18 protein-coding genes are annotated in these 16,328 nt (G+C 67.9%); 11 read left to right on the forward strand and 7 right to left on the reverse strand.

Translation table 11 applies throughout. The annotated features are described in order from the left end of the window. Positions 1 to 27 precede the first annotated feature (27 nt). The 3 genes from Q8S30_RS14780 to Q8S30_RS14790 all read right to left on the reverse strand — a co-directional run bounded on the left by Q8S30_RS14780 (position 28) and on the right by Q8S30_RS14790 (position 3,042). Positions 28 to 750 (reverse strand): beta-ketoacyl-ACP reductase, encoded by a 723-nt coding sequence (locus Q8S30_RS14780; protein WP_305666792.1) that lies wholly within the window; start codon positions 748 to 750, stop codon positions 28 to 30. A gap of 91 nt (positions 751 to 841) precedes the next feature. Then, on the reverse strand, positions 842 to 2,017 hold the full coding sequence (locus Q8S30_RS14785) for an acetyl-CoA C-acetyltransferase (RefSeq protein ID WP_305666793.1): 1,176 nt from the start codon (positions 2,015 to 2,017) through the stop codon (positions 842 to 844). A 176-nt stretch (positions 2,018 to 2,193) separates the two neighbouring features. Beyond that, a complete protein-coding gene (locus Q8S30_RS14790) occupies positions 2,194 to 3,042 on the reverse strand; it encodes an EAL domain-containing protein (protein WP_305666794.1) in 849 nt (282 codons plus the stop codon). Between the two features lie 70 nt (positions 3,043 to 3,112). Between Q8S30_RS14790 and Q8S30_RS14795 the strand changes: the two genes are divergently transcribed. After that, the gene (locus Q8S30_RS14795) at positions 3,113 to 3,703 is read left to right on the forward strand and encodes a DNA-3-methyladenine glycosylase I (RefSeq protein ID WP_305666795.1); all 591 of its coding nucleotides are present in this window, start codon (positions 3,113 to 3,115) and stop codon (positions 3,701 to 3,703) included. Between the two features lie 72 nt (positions 3,704 to 3,775). Here the strand turns inward: Q8S30_RS14795 and Q8S30_RS14800 are convergent, their stop codons facing one another. Then, positions 3,776 to 4,333, reverse strand: a complete 558-nt coding sequence (locus tag Q8S30_RS14800) for a TlpA disulfide reductase family protein (RefSeq protein ID WP_305666796.1) — start codon at positions 4,331 to 4,333, stop codon at positions 3,776 to 3,778. 34 nt (positions 4,334 to 4,367) lie between these two features. Between Q8S30_RS14800 and argH the strand changes: the two genes are divergently transcribed. The 5 genes from argH (at position 4,368) to Q8S30_RS14825 (ending at position 10,385) form a co-directional block, all read left to right on the forward strand. Next, positions 4,368 to 5,780 carry an argininosuccinate lyase gene (gene argH, locus Q8S30_RS14805; protein WP_305666797.1) on the forward strand — a complete coding sequence of 471 codons (1,413 nt, stop codon included), beginning with the start codon at positions 4,368 to 4,370 and terminating at the stop codon, positions 5,778 to 5,780. Beyond that, complete coding sequence (locus tag Q8S30_RS14810; protein WP_305666798.1) at positions 5,780 to 5,917, forward strand: hypothetical protein; 138 nt, start codon at positions 5,780 to 5,782, stop codon at positions 5,915 to 5,917. The genes argH and Q8S30_RS14810 overlap by 1 nt, the downstream gene beginning before the upstream one ends. Positions 5,918 to 6,197: 280 nt before the next feature. Then, positions 6,198 to 6,515, forward strand: coding sequence for a DUF2834 domain-containing protein (locus tag Q8S30_RS14815; protein ID WP_305666799.1), 318 nt, complete (start codon positions 6,198 to 6,200; stop codon positions 6,513 to 6,515). Further along, positions 6,515 to 7,780 (forward strand): diaminopimelate decarboxylase, encoded by a 1,266-nt coding sequence (gene lysA / locus Q8S30_RS14820; RefSeq protein WP_305666800.1) that lies wholly within the window; start codon positions 6,515 to 6,517, stop codon positions 7,778 to 7,780. Before Q8S30_RS14815 ends, lysA begins: the two co-directional genes overlap by 1 nt. 46 nt (positions 7,781 to 7,826) lie before the next feature. Then, positions 7,827 to 10,385 carry a TIGR02302 family protein gene (locus Q8S30_RS14825; RefSeq protein ID WP_305666801.1) on the forward strand — a complete coding sequence of 853 codons (2,559 nt, stop codon included), beginning with the start codon at positions 7,827 to 7,829 and terminating at the stop codon, positions 10,383 to 10,385. A 12-nt stretch (positions 10,386 to 10,397) separates the two neighbouring features. Here the strand turns inward: Q8S30_RS14825 and Q8S30_RS14830 are convergent, their stop codons facing one another. Beyond that, the gene (locus Q8S30_RS14830; RefSeq protein ID WP_305666802.1) at positions 10,398 to 11,480 is read right to left on the reverse strand and encodes a zinc-ribbon domain-containing protein; all 1,083 of its coding nucleotides are present in this window, start codon (positions 11,478 to 11,480) and stop codon (positions 10,398 to 10,400) included. A 195-nt stretch (positions 11,481 to 11,675) separates the two neighbouring features. Here Q8S30_RS14830 and Q8S30_RS14835 point away from each other — a divergent pair, with 195 nt between their 5' ends. The 5 genes from Q8S30_RS14835 to Q8S30_RS14855 are packed head-to-tail and all read left to right on the forward strand — an operon-like array spanning position 11,676 to position 15,036. After that, positions 11,676 to 12,347 (forward strand): cell division ATP-binding protein FtsE, encoded by a 672-nt coding sequence (locus Q8S30_RS14835; protein ID WP_305666803.1) that lies wholly within the window; start codon positions 11,676 to 11,678, stop codon positions 12,345 to 12,347. Next, a complete protein-coding gene (locus tag Q8S30_RS14840) occupies positions 12,344 to 13,249 on the forward strand; it encodes an ABC transporter permease (protein WP_305666804.1) in 906 nt (301 codons plus the stop codon). Before Q8S30_RS14835 ends, Q8S30_RS14840 begins: the two co-directional genes overlap by 4 nt. Next, positions 13,249 to 13,977 carry a lysophospholipid acyltransferase family protein gene (locus tag Q8S30_RS14845; RefSeq protein ID WP_371135530.1) on the forward strand — a complete coding sequence of 243 codons (729 nt, stop codon included), beginning with the start codon at positions 13,249 to 13,251 and terminating at the stop codon, positions 13,975 to 13,977. Before Q8S30_RS14840 ends, Q8S30_RS14845 begins: the two co-directional genes overlap by 1 nt. Positions 13,978 to 14,001: 24 nt before the next feature. Continuing rightward, the gene (locus tag Q8S30_RS14850) at positions 14,002 to 14,607 is read left to right on the forward strand and encodes a pyridoxamine 5'-phosphate oxidase family protein (protein ID WP_305666806.1); all 606 of its coding nucleotides are present in this window, start codon (positions 14,002 to 14,004) and stop codon (positions 14,605 to 14,607) included. 36 nt (positions 14,608 to 14,643) lie between these two features. Continuing rightward, positions 14,644 to 15,036: a DUF4112 domain-containing protein gene (locus Q8S30_RS14855; protein WP_305666807.1), complete on the forward strand. Its 393-nt coding sequence runs from the start codon at positions 14,644 to 14,646 to the stop codon at positions 15,034 to 15,036. Here the strand turns inward: Q8S30_RS14855 and Q8S30_RS14860 are convergent. Both Q8S30_RS14860 and Q8S30_RS14865 read right to left on the reverse strand, forming a co-directional pair. Next, on the reverse strand, positions 15,014 to 15,334 hold the full coding sequence (locus Q8S30_RS14860) for a multidrug efflux SMR transporter (RefSeq protein WP_305666808.1): 321 nt from the start codon (positions 15,332 to 15,334) through the stop codon (positions 15,014 to 15,016). The two genes, Q8S30_RS14855 and Q8S30_RS14860, sit on opposite strands and share 23 nt — an antisense overlap. Further along, positions 15,334 to 16,293 (reverse strand): acetyl-CoA carboxylase carboxyltransferase subunit alpha, encoded by a 960-nt coding sequence (locus tag Q8S30_RS14865; RefSeq protein WP_305666809.1) that lies wholly within the window; start codon positions 16,291 to 16,293, stop codon positions 15,334 to 15,336. Before Q8S30_RS14865 ends, Q8S30_RS14860 begins: the two co-directional genes overlap by 1 nt. Between the last annotated feature and the right edge of the window lie 35 nt (positions 16,294 to 16,328).

Here is a 16,328-nt window from a genome sequence, read left to right on the forward strand (position 1 = left end):
CAAAGGACCGGCCCTCAATGCGTATGGTCAGACGAAGTACTGCCCACCATTCGCGGTGATCGTCGCGCCGGTGATGAAGCCGGCATCGTCGCCCGCCAGGAACACCACGCAGCGCGCGATTTCCTCGGGCGCGCCAAGACGGCCGACCGGGATCTGCGCGATGATGCTCTCACGCACCTTTTCCGGCACTGCCATCACCATTTCCGTGCCGATATAGCCCGGGCAGATCGCGTTGACGGTGATGCCGGCGCGGGCACCTTCTTGCGCCAGCGCCTTGGTGAAGCCCAGATCGCCAGCCTTCGCCGCCGAATAGTTGGCTTGTCCGGCCTGGCCCTTCTGGCCGTTGATCGACGAGATGTTGATGACGCGGCCGAACTTGCGGTCACGCATCCCGGGCCAGAGCGGGTGGGTCATGTTGAACAGGCCCGACAGGTTGGTGTCCATCACCTCCTGCCACATCTGGCGGGTCATCTTGTGGAACATCGAATCGCGGGTGATGCCGGCATTGTTGACCAGCACATCGACCGGGCCCAGATCTGCCTCGACCTTGGCGATCCCCTCGGCGCAGGCGTCATAGTCGGCCACCGACCACTTATAGGCGGGGATGCCGGTCTCTTCGGTGAATTTCGCCGCCGCTTCATCATTGCCGGCGTAGTTTGCCGCGACCTTGTAACCGGCCGCCTGAAGCGCGAGCGAAATGGCTGCGCCGATGCCCCGGGTTCCGCCGGTGACGAGTGCTACTTTGGACATGATTCCTCCCTCGTGGAAAATGTGCATTGAAACTCTGTTACCTAAAATGATTCATGCGCGCAATATTATTGCGCGCATGAATTGCAAAGTTTCACAGACCTTCAAGACACATCGCAACGCCCATGCCGCCGCCGATGCACAGCGTGGCGAGGCCCTTCTTGGCTTCGCGGCGCTTCATCTCGAACAGCAGCGTGTTCAGAATCCGCGCGCCCGAGGCGCCGATCGGGTGGCCGATGGCGATGGCGCCGCCATTGACGTTCACCACCTCGGGGTTCCAGCCCATGTCCTTGTTCACCGCGCAGGCCTGCGCGGCAAAGGCCTCGTTCGCCTCGACCAGATCGAGATCTGTGGCCTTCCAGCCGGCCTTTTCCAGCGCCTTGCGGCTGGCATGGATCGGGCCGACGCCCATGATCGACGGGTCGAGCCCGGCGGTGGCGTAGGAGGCGATGCGGGCCAGCGGGGTAAGCCCGCGCTTGGCGGCCTCTTCCTCGGACATCAGGATCACGGCGGCGGCGCCATCGTTGAGGCCCGAGGCGTTGCCGGCGGTGACAGTGCCGTCCTTGGTGAAGGCGGGGCGCAGCTTGGTCATCGACTCGAGCGTGGCGCCGGCGCGGATGTATTCATCGGCATCCACTACAGTCTCGCCCTTGCGGGTCTTGATGGTGAAGGCGATGATTTCATCCGCGAACTTGCCGGCCTTCTGCGCGGCCTCGGCCTTGTTCTGGCTGGCGACGGCGAATTCGTCCTGCATCTCGCGGCTGATCTGCCACTGGTTCGCCACGTTCTCGGCGGTCTGGCCCATGTGGTAGCCGTTGAAGGCGTCCCAGAGCCCGTCGCGGATCATCGAGTCGATGAAGGAGACATCGCCCATCTTGTAGCCCTGGCGCAGATGCGCGACGTGGGGCGAGAGCGACATGTTCTCCTGCCCGCCAGCCGCGACGATAGCGGCATCGCCCAGCATCACATGCTGCGCGCCAAGCGCGACAGCGCGCAGGCCCGAGCCGCAGACCTGGTTGATCGACCAAGCGGCGCTTTCCTTGGGCAGGCCGGCATTGATATGCGCCTGACGGGCCGGGTTCTGGCCCTGACCGGCGGTCAGCACCTGGCCGAGGATGGTTTCCGAGACATCGGATTTCTCGATCCCGGCGCGCGCGACGACGGCCTCCAGCACGGCGGCGCCGAGGTCATGGGCCGGAGTGGCGGCAAAGGCCCCGTTGAAGCTGCCGACGGCCGTGCGGGCCGCCGAAACGATTACGACATTGGTCATGAGGGTCCTCTCCCTTGGCACGGAAATTGTGCAGGAGGGGCCCGGAAGCGCCCTCCCGACGCTGTGTCGCAGAATGACGTAAGGGGACCTGCGGTCAAGCACAATGGCGGCGTTGGGGGCGCAACGGTGTCATGCGCCGAAGGGCCGCGACATGGTGGCGCGGGCGTCCGGAGACGTCATCCGACCTGAAGCAGCCCCTTTCGCGACGGTGTCTTCCAGGGCGGCTGGATCGTTGCCGCGCCGTAGTAATAACCCTGCAGGCAGTCGATGCCGATCTGTTGGAGAAAGGCTGCATCCTCGGCGGTTTCCACGCCCACGGCGACGGTGAACATGTCGAAATGCCGGGAAATCGACTGCAGTGCGGTGGTCAGCACCTGATTGTCAGCGCATTGCGCGATGCCGCGGATGAACTGGCTGTCGATCTTCACGAGGTCGAAATAGAACTCTCGCAGATAGCGGAACGAGGTGTGACCGGCCCCAAAATCGTCGAGAGCAAAGGCAATGCCGCTGCATTGCTGGTCATGCATGAAGGCGCCGACGAGGTCGGGCAGCATCATCGCCGAGGATTCGGTGATTTCCAGGATCAGCCGGTCGCCTGCGGTCGGGTCGGCGCGAAGCCCGTCTTTCAGCACTTGCATCCAGTGCGGTGACCCGATGGAGCGTGCGGACATGTTGATCGACAGTCGCAGCGAGGGGTGTTCGGACAGGGCGATCAGGCCCATTTCCAGTGCCAGACAGTCGATCTTGCGCCCGATCTGCGAGGTTTCCGCGGTTTCGATGAAATCGCTGGCGGGAATCACCCTGCCGGTTTCATCGAGGATGCGGATCAGCCCTTCGTAAAAGGCGACGGAGCCCGGCCGAGCGCCCTGCACGACCGGCTGGAAGGCCAGCACCACATCTTGGCGTTCAAGCGCGCTGCGCACCATCTCCATGGTGTCGCGGTCGCGTTCGGCCAGGGCGAAGTCCAGCGGGCTTTCCATACCCTCTGGCACCTCCCAAGAGGCCATGTCATCTGGTCTGCGCATCATACCCTCCGTCACCACGGCAGATTTATCGGGGTGGCGGGTTAAGATCGGGTGAAAGGGCGGGGATCGGATGGACCACACAAGATGTAGCTGGTGCGGGACCGACCCGCTCTATGTCGCTTATCACGACGCGGAATGGGGCGTGCCGGAGCCGGACGGGCGGGCGCTGTGGGAGAAGCTGGTGCTGGACGGGTTTCAGGCCGGGCTGGCCTGGATCACGATCCTGCGGAAACGGGACGGATTTCGTGAAGCGTTTCAGGGGTTTGCGCCGGAGGTCATCGCGGAATGGGGCGAGGATGATGTGCTGCGGCTGCTGGCGGATCCGGGGATCGTGCGGCATCGGGGGAAGATCGAGGCGACGATCGGGAATGCGCAGGCCTATCTGAAAATCGAGCAGGAACAGGGGTTTGCGCCGTTCCTGTGGGGGTTTGTCGGCGGCGCGCCCTTGCCGACGCGGCGCGCTTCGATGGGCGAAGTGCCGACGACCACGCCCGAGGCGGAGGCGATGTCCAAGGCCTTGAAAAAGGCCGGGTTTCGGTTCTGCGGGCCGACGATTGTCTATGCGTTCATGCAGGCAACAGGGATGGTGAACGACCATATCGTGACCTGCCGCTGCCATGAGCGGGTTCTAGATATGGGGGCGGGGTTCCGGCTGGGGTGAGGCAAACGGCATCTGGAAAGCGTATGGAAACCATATGGCAACCATACATACGATTTGCCGCATGCCCCGCGCCTACCCTTCGGACGCAATCAGCGCGGCGATCAGCGCCTTTGCCTCTGGCCCGTCCCAATGCGCGTCGCCCTGCATCCGCGCGATCTCTCGCCCCTCGGGATCGAGGATCACGGTGACGGGGAGCCCAAGCACCGCCATCTGCCGGGCCAGCGTCTGCTTGGGGTCGCGCAGCATCGGCAGGTGCGTGATGGATGCGCTGGCGAAGAAGTCCTTGATCGCCGGCACCGGGTTGCGGCCGGTGGCGATGGTGACGACGGCGAAGCGCTCGCCCCCAAGTTCTGCCTGCAGCCGGTCGAGCGCCGGCATCTCGGCCCGACAGGGCGGGCACCAGGTGGCCCAGAAGTTTAGCAGCACATATTTGCCGCGATAGCTTGACAGCGGCACCTCGGCATCGGCGGCGTCGATCACCACGGCGTCCAGCGGCGCGGCGGGCTCATCTGCTAGCACCAGCTTGCGCATGTCGCCTTGCAGGAAGGGCACAAGGTCGGGCGCGGCAAAGGCAGGATTTGCGCCGAGCGCAAGGGCTGTGTAGAGGACGGCGGAACGGATCAGACGCATTTTGCCTCCTTCGGGGGCCGGGGACAGGACCGACATGACCGACAGCACCCAGGATAACCAGCCCTCCAACCAGATGTGGGGCGGGCGTTTCGCCGCAGGGCCGGACGCGATCATGGAGGCGATCAACGCCTCTATCTCGTTCGACAAGCGGCTTTACGCGCAGGATATCCGCGGCAGCCGGGCCCATGCCGCGATGCTGGCGGCGACGGGCATCGTGACGGATAGCGATGCAGAGGCGATCCGGGAAGGCCTGCTCACGGTGTTGTCAGAGATCGAGGGCGGGGAGTTCCCGTTCCGGGTGGCGCTGGAAGACATCCACATGAACGTGGAGGCGCGGCTGAAGGAGATCATCGGCGAGCCTGCCGGGCGGCTGCACACGGCGCGCAGCCGCAACGATCAGGTGGCGACCGATTTCCGGCTGTGGGTGCGCGAGCAATGCGATGCGGCAGTCGGCGGCCTTCAGGCGCTGATCGGCGCGCTGCTGGGGCAGGCAGAGGTTGGCGCCGCCTGGGTGATGCCGGGCTTCACCCATCTGCAGACCGCGCAGCCGGTGACCTGGGGGCATCACATGATGGCCTATGTCGAGATGTTCGGGCGCGACATGAGCCGGTTTGCCGATGCGCGGGCGCGGATGAACGAGAGCCCCTTGGGGGCGGCGGCGCTGGCCGGCACCTCGTTCCCCATCGACCGGCACATGACGGCCGAGGCGCTTGGCTTCGATCGGCCGATGGCCAACAGCCTTGATGCAGTCAGCGACCGCGATTTCGCGCTGGAGTTTCTGGCGGCGTCCTCGATCTGCGCGATGCACCTGAGCCGGTTTGCCGAAGAGCTGGTGATCTGGTCCTCGGCGCAGTTCCGCTTCGTGGCGCTGTCGGACAGGTTCTCGACCGGGTCGTCGATCATGCCGCAGAAGAAGAACCCCGATGCGGCGGAGCTGATCCGGGCCAAGATCGGGCGGATCCTGGGGGCGACGGTGGCGCTGTTCACGGTGATGAAGGGGCTGCCGCTGGCCTATTCCAAGGACATGCAGGAAGACAAGGAGCAGGTCTTCGACGCCGCCGACACGCTGATGCTGGCGCTGGCGGCGATGGGGGGGATGGTACGCGACATGACGGCGCGGGTCGAGAACCTCGAGAAGGCGGCAGCGAGCGGCTTTTCGACGGCGACCGACCTGGCCGACTGGCTGGTGCGCGAGCTGGGCCTGCCGTTCCGCGAGGCGCATCACGTGACCGGCGCGCTGGTGGCGCTGGCCGAGGGCAAGGGGTGTGACCTGCCGGAGCTGACGCTGGCCGAGATGCAGTCGGCCCATGCCGGGATCGACCAGCAGGTCTATTCGGTGCTGGGGGTTCACAACTCGGTCGCCAGCCGGCAAAGCTATGGCGGAACCGCGCCGGATCAGGTGCGCGCGCAGGTGGCGCGATGGCGCGAGCGGCTGGGAGAGTTGTGATGAAACGGATGGTTGTGCTGGCGCTGCTGGCGCTGGCGGCGTGCGGGGCGGATGGGCCGCCGGTGGCTCCGTCGGGGACTGAGCCGGGGGTGACGGTGAGCGGGACGGCGCAGTTCGGGGTGACGGGGCGGGGGTGAATACCGTCAGAGGGCGGCGCCCGTCCGCCGGGTAGGCGCTGCAACGGCTGTTCTAGGCGGTTTATGGTGCGGCGTAACTCCACCGGAGTTCTGCGCGGAACAGTTGAGAAGCGCCCGCCCGAGGGGGCGGACGGGCGCTGCCCGGCGGCGCTGAAGCGCCTTGATTCCGGGCAAGAGGCGCGGACCTTCTAGCCGGTGCGCTTCCGCCGGAGTACCCCGCTTTCCTTGCGCCAGCCGATGCATTAGACCCGTCCCAGAACCCCCTGCAGGTGCCCCGGCCATGTCCTTGCTGCGTCTGATCTATCTTGCCCTTGCGGTGGCCGGTGCGGTGCTGCCGATGCGGCACTATCTGGACTGGCTCTCGGCCAACGGCTGGAGCCTTGGCGGCATGATCGACGCCTGGTTCGTGAATGCCGCCACCACCGGCATGGTCTGGGACCTGATGATCGCCGCCATTGCCCTGATCGTCTGGGCACTGGCCGAGATCTGGGTGCGGCGAAACTGGATCGCGCTGCTGGCGCTGCCGGCCACGGTGTGCATCGGGGTCTCCTGCGGCTTGCCGCTTTATCTTTTCCTGCGCAGCGGACGGGTGAGCTGATGGACCATTTCCTGTATCGTTCCGGCATCCTTCATGCCGAGGATGTGCCGATCCCCGAGATCGCCGCGGCGGTGGGCACACCGTTCTACGTGTATTCCACCGCCACGCTGGAGCGGCATTACCGGCTGTTTACCGAGGCGCTGGACCCGATGCCGCATCTGGTGTGCTTCGCGGTCAAGTCGAACAGCAATGTCGCGGTGCTGAAGGTGCTGGGGGATCTGGGCGCGGGGATGGATGTCGTCTCGGGCGGGGAATACCTGCGCGCGAAGGCGGCGGGCGTGCCGGGGGAGCGGATCGTGTTCTCGGGCGTGGGCAAGACGAAGGCAGAGATGCGGCTGGCCTTGGAGGGCGGCATCCGGCAGTTCAACGTGGAGTCGGAGCCGGAGCTGATGGCGCTGTCCGAGGTCGCGGCGGGGATGGGGCGGGTGGCGCCGATCGCGCTGCGGGTGAACCCGGATGTCGATGCCAAGACGCATGAGAAGATCGCCACCGGCAAGAGCGAGAACAAGTTCGGCATCCCGATTGCGAGGGCGCGCGAGGTCTATGCTCTGGCGGGGACGTTGCCGGGGATCGACGTCTGCGCGGTCGATGTGCATATTGGCAGCCAGCTGACCGATCTGGCGCCGTTCGAGCAGGCCTATCTCAAGGTTGCCGACCTGACGCTGGCGCTGCGTGCGGATGGGCATGATATCCGGCGGCTGGATCTGGGGGGCGGGCTGGGGATTCCCTACACGCGTTCCAACGAGGCACCGCCGCTGCCAGTGGAATATGGCGCGCTGATCAAGCGGACGGTGGGCGATCTGGGATGCGAGATCGAGATCGAGCCGGGGCGGCTGATTTCGGGCAATGCCGGGCTGCTGGTGTCGGGCGTGATCTATGTGAAGGCGGGGGAGGGGCGGGATTTCCTGATCCTCGATGCCGCGATGAACGATCTGGTGCGCCCGTCGATGTATGGCGCGCATCATGACATCGTGCCGGTGGTGGAGCCCGGCGCTGGCGCGGCTGCGCAGCCCTTCGACGTGGTGGGGCCGGTCTGCGAGACGGGGGATACCTTCGCCAAGGGCCGCGATCTTCCGGCGCTGGCGGCGGGGGATCTGGTCGCCTTCCGCTCTGCCGGCGCTTATGGCGCGGTGATGGCGAGCGAATACAACACGCGGCCGCTGGTGCCCGAGGTTCTGGTGCGCGGGGATCACTTCGCCGTCATAAGGGCCCGCCCGACGTTTGACGAAATCCTCAACCGCGATACCATCCCCGAATGGCTGTGACGCGCAATCCTGCGCATTCGGCCCCGGACGCGGACCGACACCCGGCATGACCGACCCTGACACGATCACCGCGCAGGCGCTGGCGCGCATCGCCCGGCCCTTGCGGCTGACCCGGGCTGGACTCGCGGCCGAGCGGCTGGCGCGCTGCTTCTGGCCGGTCTCGACGCTGTTGTTGGCGGTGGCGGCGGCCTTTGCCTTCGGCCTGCAGGATCATCTGCCGCAGGGCGCACTGTGGGGGCTGGCCGTGGCCTTGGCGGTCGGGCTGGTCGCCGCGCTGGTGCTGGGGCTGCGGAACTTCCGCTGGCCGAGCCGTGCCGAGGCGATGGCGCGGCTGGATGGCACCTTGCCCGGGCATCCGCTGGCGGCGCTGACCGATGCGCAGGCGCTTGGGGCCGGGGATGCCGCCTCGGCCGCCGTCTGGCGCGCGCATTTGCAGCGGATGGCGGCGCGGGCAGCGGCGGCGCGGGCAGCGGCGCCCGATCTGCGGCTGGCCTCGCGGGACCGCTTTGGCCTGCGCTACATCGCTCTGACCGGCTTCGTGATGGCGCTGATCTTCGGCGCGCCGGGCCGGGTGGGCGAGGTTGCCACCATCGCTGCGGGCGGCTCGCCCGCGCAGGCCGCCGCCGGGCCAAGCTGGGAGGGTTGGGTGGAACCCCCGGCCTATACCGGGCGGCCGAGCCTCTACCTCAACGCCATCGAGGCGGCGGCGTTGGAGGTGCCGGAAGGGAGCCTGTTCACCTTCCGCTTCTATGGCTCTGCCGGGGCCATTACGCTGGACGAGACGGTATCGACGGGGGAGGCCCCGGTGGCCGATCAGTCCGAAGATGGGCCGAGGTCCGCCGAGTTCGCCGCCGCGCAGACCGGCACCGTCCGCATAGACGGGCCGGGCGGGCGCGAGATTGCGGTGACGGTGCTGCCCGATGCCGCGCCAAGCGTGACCTTTGCGGGGGATATCGAGCGCGAGGCGGATGGCGAGATGACCCAGCCGTTCAGCGCGCGGGATGACTTCCAGATCGCCTCTGGCCGTGCGGAGTTCGTGCTGGACCTTGAGGCGGTGGACCGCCGCTTCGGGTTGGCCACGGAGCCTGAACCGCGCGAGCCGCATGTGCTCGACCTGCCGCTGCCGATCTCTGGCAACCGGGCGGAGTTCACCGAGTTGCTGATCGAGAACGCCTCCAAGCACCCTTGGGCGAACCTGCCGGTGAAGCTGTCGCTGACGGTGGAGGACGGCCTCGGCCAGATCGGCCAGTCGGAAACGCGCGAACTGCCGCTGCCGGGGCGGCGGTTCTTCGATCCGCTGGCGGCGGCGGTAATCGAGATGCGGCGCGACCTGCTGTGGTCGGCCGAGAATGCGCCGCGCACCTTGCAGGTGCTGCGCACGATCAGCCACCGGCCCGAGGGCTTCTTCCGCAACCAGCGCGCCTATCTGATGCTGCGCGTGGCGATGCGGCGGCTGGAGGCGGGGATTGCCGAGGGGCCGCTGGACCCCGCCTTGCGCGATGAGCTGTCCGAGGCGCTGTGGGAAATCGCGGTTCTGGTCGAGGATGGCGGCCTGTCGGACGCGCTGGAGCGGATGGAGCGGGCGCAGGAGCGGCTGTCGGAGGCGATGCGCAACGGCGCCTCGCCCGAGGAGATCGCCGAGCTGATGCAGGAACTGCGCGAGGCCACCGATGCCTATATCCGCCAGCTGGCGCAGCAGGGCGAGCAGCAGCCCGGCGACCAGATGGCGCAGGGCGAGGGCCAGCAGATCACCGGCGACCAGCTGCAGGCGCTGATGGACGAGATCCAGCGCCTGATGGAAGAGGGCCGCATGGCCGAGGCGCAGGAGCTGCTGGAGCAGCTGAACCGCATGATGCAGAACATGCGTGTGACCCAAGGCGAAGGCGGCGAGGGCGACATGCCCGGCGGGCAGGCAATGCAGGACCTGTCGGAAACGCTGCGCGACCAGCAGGGCCTGTCGGACGAGACCTTCCGCGACCTGCAGGAGCAGTTCAATCCGGGTGGCCGGCCGGGGCAGCAGCCGGGCGAGGGCGAGCAGGGCCAAGGCCAGCAGCCCGGCGAGGGTGAGCAGGGCGAAGAAGGTCAGGGCCAAGGCGAGGGCAGCCTCGCAGACCGCCAGCAGGCGCTGCGCGATGAGCTGGAGCGGCAGCAGGGCGGGCTTCCGGGGCAGGGCACCGAGAGCGGCGATGCCGCGCGGGGCGCGCTGGATCGCGCCGGGCGGGCGATGGACGAGGCCGAACGCGCGCTGCGCGAGGGCGATACCGGCAGCGCCATCGACCGGCAGGCCGAGGCGATCGAGGAGCTGCGCGAGGGGATGCGTAGCCTTGGCGAGGCGTTGGCCGAACAGCGCGGTGAGCGTCGGCCAGGTGAGCCGGGGCCCGGCGAGGAGCGGCAGGCCCAGCAAGGCGCCGGCGGCGACCGCGACCCGCTGGGGCGAACCATCGGCCAGTCAGGGCGCAGCGGGTCGGATGACAACATGCTGCAGGGCGAGGATGTCTATCGCCGCGCCCGCGATCTGCTGGACGAAATCCGCCGCCGCGCGGGCGAGCAGGAGCGGCCGGAGCTGGAGCTGGATTACTTGCGGCGCTTGCTGGACAGGTTCTGAGCCGCCCGCGCGTCAGTCCGAGGTGGACAGCGCCTCGATCCGCGTGGCGACGGTGCGGTCGAGCCAGATGCGGCCGCGGTCCACGGCGCCGACATAGCTGGCCAACGCCGGCGCCGCGCCGGGAAGCTGGGCGGCAAGGCGCGGGGCGCTGAGATAGACGCTGAGCAACACCAGCACCAGCGACAGCGACAGGCCGAAGCCGAGGCGGAAGCCGCTGCGCCGGCGGCGCAGGGTTTCGGGCGCGTCCACGGCGGCGGCCTCGCGGCCCCGTTCGGAGGTGGCGCGCAGGGTGGAGTTGATTTCCTCGATGTCCGGCAGCAGCTCGCGCCGGGGCGGGCGGTTGGCGGCGGCGATTTCCGCCTCCAGCTCGGGATCCTCGCCGCGTAGCGTGGCGCCGCGTTCGGTGGCATCGGCGGGTTCAATGACCGGCGCGGGACGTTCGCGGCGCGGCGGCGTGGCCGGCGCCAGCGGCAGTTCGGCCTGTGTCTCGAGGCCCGGAGTTTCCCCGCGGCGGGCGCGGACCTCGCGTTCCGCCTCTTCGCGCAGCACGCTCAGCACGGCCTCGTCGATGCTGCGGCGGCGCAGCTCTCCCTCGGGGCGGGCGGGCGGAGGGTTGGCGGCCATTGCCGCGGCGGCCAGCCCGGCGGCAGGCATCGGCTCTGCGACCTCGGTCGCGGCGGGGAGGGTGGTTTGATCCTCGGTCCATTCATCGGCGGGCCAGCTCTCGGGCTCGTCCACAAGCGTGGGTTCGGGCGTGTCATCCAGCGCTGCGGCGAGGGCGGCCTCGGCTTCGGTCGAGAGGTCGGGGCTGCCGGAGAGGTCGAGGTCCGAGGCAAGGTCGGGCCATGCCGGGTCTTCCGGCTCGTGCAGGTCATCGGCTTCGGCGGGCGCTTCGGGCAGCGGCTCTGCGGCGAAGGCGGCATTCTCGAAGGGAAGATCGGCCTCGGGCTCGGGCGTTTCGGCAAACTCGGCGCCGGCGGGGGGCTGGAACCAGGCCTGCCCGCAGTTGGAGCATTGCACGTCGCGCCCGGCGGCCGGGATCACCCGGTCATCGACCTCGTATTGCGCCGCGCAGTTCGGGCATGTCAGCCGCATTGATGTTCCCCGACCTGCCCCTGTTTGCCGCTGATGCTGCCGGCCGGCGCCTTTCCGCGGGTGCCCCGGTGCCGGCCCTTGCGGCGCAATCAGCCGTTCTGGTCAACGTGTTCAGAGTGTTGTAGCAAGCAAATGGCGGTTATCCAAGCATTTGTCGGCACTTCCGCAGAACCGCACCGAGGGGTGGAGAGACCAGTGATCGAGCTTGAGAATGTCAGCTATGGCTATGGCAGCGGCGAGCTGCTGACCGAAATGTCGCTGAAGCTGGCGCCAGGCTCTTTCCACTTCCTGACGGGGCCGTCGGGGGCGGGCAAGACGACCTTCCTGAAACTGCTTTATGCCGAACTGATGCCCTCTGCCGGGCAGGTCATCGCTTTTGGCAATGACGTTCGGTCGATGACGCGCGACGATATAGCGCTGCTGCGGCGGCGGGTGGGTGTGGTGCATCAGGACTGCCAGTTTCTGGACCACCTGTCGCTGGCCGAGAATGTCGCCCTGCCGCTGACGGTGGCCGACCGCGAGATCGACACGCGCGAGCTGATCGAGCTGCTGGCCTGGGTCGGGCTCAAGGCGCAGATGGACAGTCTGCCCCCCGCGCTGTCGGGCGGGGAGCGGCAGCGGGCGGCGCTGGCGCGGGCGGTGATCATGGCGCCCGACGTGATCTTGGCCGATGAGCCCACTGGCAACGTGGATTGGGAGATGTCGCTGAAACTGCTGACGCTGCTGGTCGAGTTGAACCGGATGGGCAAGACCATCGTGATCGCCACCCATGACATGAACCTGATCCGCAGCGCCAAGGCGCAGGTCGCGGCGCGGGTGCTGCGGATCAAGGGCCGGCGGCTGCATCTGGCGGGGGCGGATCTGTGAAGCGTTATCTGGTTCTGGCACGCGCCTTCCTCGCCTCGGACCTGCAATCGGACCGGGTGGTGCCGCCCTCGGGCTTTACCGCGCGGCTGACGGTGTTTGCGGCGGCGGCGATGGCGTTTCTGGCGGTGTTCGCGCTGGCGCTGTCCTTTGCGGCAGGGCGCCTGTCGGATCGCTGGTCCGATGCGCTGGCGCAATCGGCGACGATCCGGGTGTCGGCGCCGCAGGACCAGATCGACCGGCAGGTCACAGCCGTGATGGGCGTGCTGGAGACGACGCCGGGCATCGCATCCGCCCGGCAATTGCCGCCGGAGGAGACACAGGCGCTGCTGGCGCCGTGGTTCGGGCCGGATCTGCCGGTGGAGACGCTGCCGATCCCGGCGCTGATCGAGCTGGTGGAGGGCGGCAGCGGCTTTGATGCCGAGGGGCTGCGGCTGCGGCTGCAGGCCGAGGCACCGGGGGCGGTGCTGGATGACCATGACCGCTGGCGGCGGCCGCTGGTGGCAGCCGCGGGGCGGATGAAGACGCTGGCTACCGGATCGCTGCTGCTGATCGGCGCGGCGATGGCGGCGATGATCACGCTGGCGGCGCAGGCGGCGCTGGCGGCGAACGGGCAGGTGATCCGGGTGCTGCGGCTGGTCGGGGCGCGCGATGTCTATATCGCGCGGGCCTTCGTGCGCCGCTTCACCCTGCGCGCGGCGGGCGGTGCGGCGGTGGGTGCGGCGCTGGCGATGATCGCCGTGGCGCTGATCCCGGCGGGCGATGACGCGGGCGGGTTCCTGACCGGCCTAAGCTTCGAGGGCGGCGAATGGATCTGGCCGGTGCTGCTGCCGCTGATGGCGGCGGGGGTGGCCTTTGCCGCCACGCGCGCTGCGGCGCTGCGGGCGCTGAAGGGGCTGATGTGATGGCGGCGCTGCAATGGCTCCGGTCCTTGCTGTTCGTGGCGCAGATCTATCCGATGATGGCGCTGATGGCGCTGTGGTTCGCGCCGCAGGTGCCGTTCCGCCCCGTGGCCGCCTTTGATGCGGTGCATTGCTGGTGCCGTTGGGTACGTTGGAGCGCGCGCTGGATGCTGGGCCTGCGGTCCGAAATCCGCGGCGAGGTGCCGATGGGCGAGGCGCTGATTGCCTCGAAGCATCAGAGCTTTTTCGATATCATCCTGATCGTCAGCGTGGTGCCGCGGCCCAAGTTCATCATGAAGAAAGAGCTGCTGCGCGCCCCGATCCTGGGCTGGTTTGCGGTGAAGATCGGTTGCGTGCCGGTGGATCGCGGCAAGCGCGGGCCGGCGATTTCGAAGATGCTGGCCGATGTGCGCAGCGGCGCGGCAGAGCCGGGGCAGCTGATCATCTACCCGCAGGGCACCCGCGTCGCGCCGGGGGCAGAGATGCCCTACAAGCCCGGCACCGGGATCCTTTACGAGCAGCTCGGGCAGCCCTGCGTGCCGGCGGGCACTAATGTCGGCCTGTTCTGGCCGCGCAAGGGCATCCTGCGCAAGCCGGGGCTGGCGGTGGTGGAGTTCCTGCCGATGATTGCTCCGGGCAAGCCGATGCCGGAGTTCATGGCCGAACTGGAAACTGTCGTGGAAGCGTCATCTGACCGGCTTATGGCCGAGGCGGGATATACACGGCACTGAGAACGGCACTGAGCGGGGACTGGCATGGACTATCTGACGGCTGTGGGTGATCTGGAAGCGATCTACGGCGCGGTGCTGCCCACTGCAGCCACCAAGGTGGCGGACTGGTTGATCCCGGAATATCGGACGTGGATCGAGCGCTCGCGGTTCTGCGTCCTGTCCACCGTCGGGCCCGAGGGCACCGATGCCAGCCCGCGCGGCGATGATGGCCCGGTGGTGCGGGTGGTGGATGAGCGGACATTGGCACTGCCCGACTGGCGCGGGAATGACCGGATCGACAGCCTGCGCAACATCGTGCGCGATGGGCGGGTGAGCCTGATGTTCATGATCCCCGGTTCTGTCAACGTTGTCCGGGTCAACGGGCGGGCGCGGGTGACGGCGGATGCCGGGCTGTGCGACAGCTTTGCCCGCGCGGGCAAGGCGCCCCGTACGGTGACGGTGATCGCGCTGGAAGAGGTGTATTTCCAATGCGCCCGGGCGCTGCTGCGCTCGCGCCTTTGGGCAGGACAGGACGAAAGCGCCGGGCTGCCGACGCCAGGGCACATCCTTGCGGCGATGACCGCCGGCGCCGTTGGCGGGGCGGCGTATGACGCCGAATGGCCGGGGCGCGCGGCCAAGACGATGTGGTAGGTTGATGCGGTCACCGCGCGTCCCCATCTGCTGGGGATGGAAACCACGCAGCACACTTATATCCACCAGCAGCAGGCCCGGCTGGACCGCATCCGGCGTGTCGCGCGGCTGATGGATGCGCGCTACCGGGTGCCGGGCACGTCGTACCGCATCGGGCTCGACGGCCTCATCGGGTTGATCCCGGGGGTGGGTGATACCGTCGGCCTTGCCGTGTCGGGCTGGATGATCTCCGAGGCGGTGCAGGCCGGGGCGCGGCGCCGCACCATTGCGCGGATGGCGGGGAATGCCGTCCTCGACTGGGCGGTGGGCATCGTGCCGGTGGCCGGCGACCTCTTTGACTTCGCCTTCAAGAGCCACCAGCGCAACGCCGCGCTGCTGGCCGCAGATCTGGAGCGGATGGGCGCCGTCAGGCCAGCTTCAGCGCGATGATCCCCGACACGATCAGCGCGACGCCGGCGATGCGCATCAGCGTGGCCGGCTCGCCAAACAGCGCCATGCCAAGCGTGGCGGTGCCAAGCGCGCCGATGCCCGTCCAGACCGCATAGGCGGTGCCCACGGGGAGGGACTTCATCGCCTGCGCCAGCAGGAAGAAGCTGGCCAACGCGCCGATGATCGTCAGCGTCGTTGGCAGCGCCTTTGTGAAGCCGTCGGACCATTTCAGCCCAAGCGCCCAGCCAACCTCCAGCAGGCCGGCGATCAGAACCAGAACCCAGGGGCTCGCGGGCATCAGGCGGCGAGGCCCTTGCTACCCATGTCGAGGAATTTCTGGCGGCGGTCCTTGATGAGGGCCTCGGGCTTCTTGCCGGACAGCTCTTTCAGCATCGCCTCGATGGCCTTGCCGACCGCGTCGATCGCCTCCCGCGGGCCGCGCTGCGCGCCGCCGACGGGTTCTTTCACGATGCGGTCGATCACGCCCAGCTTCAGCAGATCCTGCGCGGTCAGGCGCAGAGCCTCGGCGGCCTCGCGCATCTTCTCGGCGTCTTTCCACAGGATGCTGGCGCAGCCTTCGGGCGAGATCACCGAGTAGATCGAATGCTCCAGCATGGCGATGCGGTTGGCGGTGGCGAAGGCGACCGCGCCGCCCGATCCGCCCTCGCCGATGATCACGGCGATCAGCGGGGCGCCGAGTTCGAGGCATTTCTGCGTGGTGCGGGCGATGGCCTCGGACTGGCCACGCTCTTCCGCGCCCTTGCCGGGATAGGCGCCGGGGGTGTCGACCAGCGTGATCACCGGCAGGCCGAAGCGATGGGCCATGTCCATCAGCCGGATCGCCTTGCGATAGCCTTCGGGACGGGCCATGCCGAAATTGCGCTCGATCCGGCTCTTGGTGTCGTTGCCCTTCTCATGGCCGATCACCATGACGGGCGTGTCGTTGAAGCGGGCGAGGCCGCCCATGACCGAATGGTCATCGGCAAAGTTCCGGTCACCGGCCAGCGGCGTGTATTCGGTGAACAGCGCCTCGATATAGTCCTTGCAATGCGGGCGGTCGGGGTGCCGCGCCACCTGACATTTGCGCCAGGGGGTCAGGTCCTTGTAGAGGTCGCGCAGCAGCGTGTCGGCCTTGCGGTCGAGCGCGACGGCCTCTTTTTCAACATCCATCTCTTCATTCTTGCGCGCCAGCGCCCGAAGCTCTTCGGCCTTGCCTTCGATCTCGGCGAGCGGTTTCTCGAACTCAAGGTAATTCATGGGAGGCCCCTTGCACTGTGCCCCGGATATATGCC

Source organism: Frigidibacter sp., from assembly GCF_030695035.1.
Lineage (GTDB): Bacteria > Pseudomonadota > Alphaproteobacteria > Rhodobacterales > Rhodobacteraceae > Frigidibacter.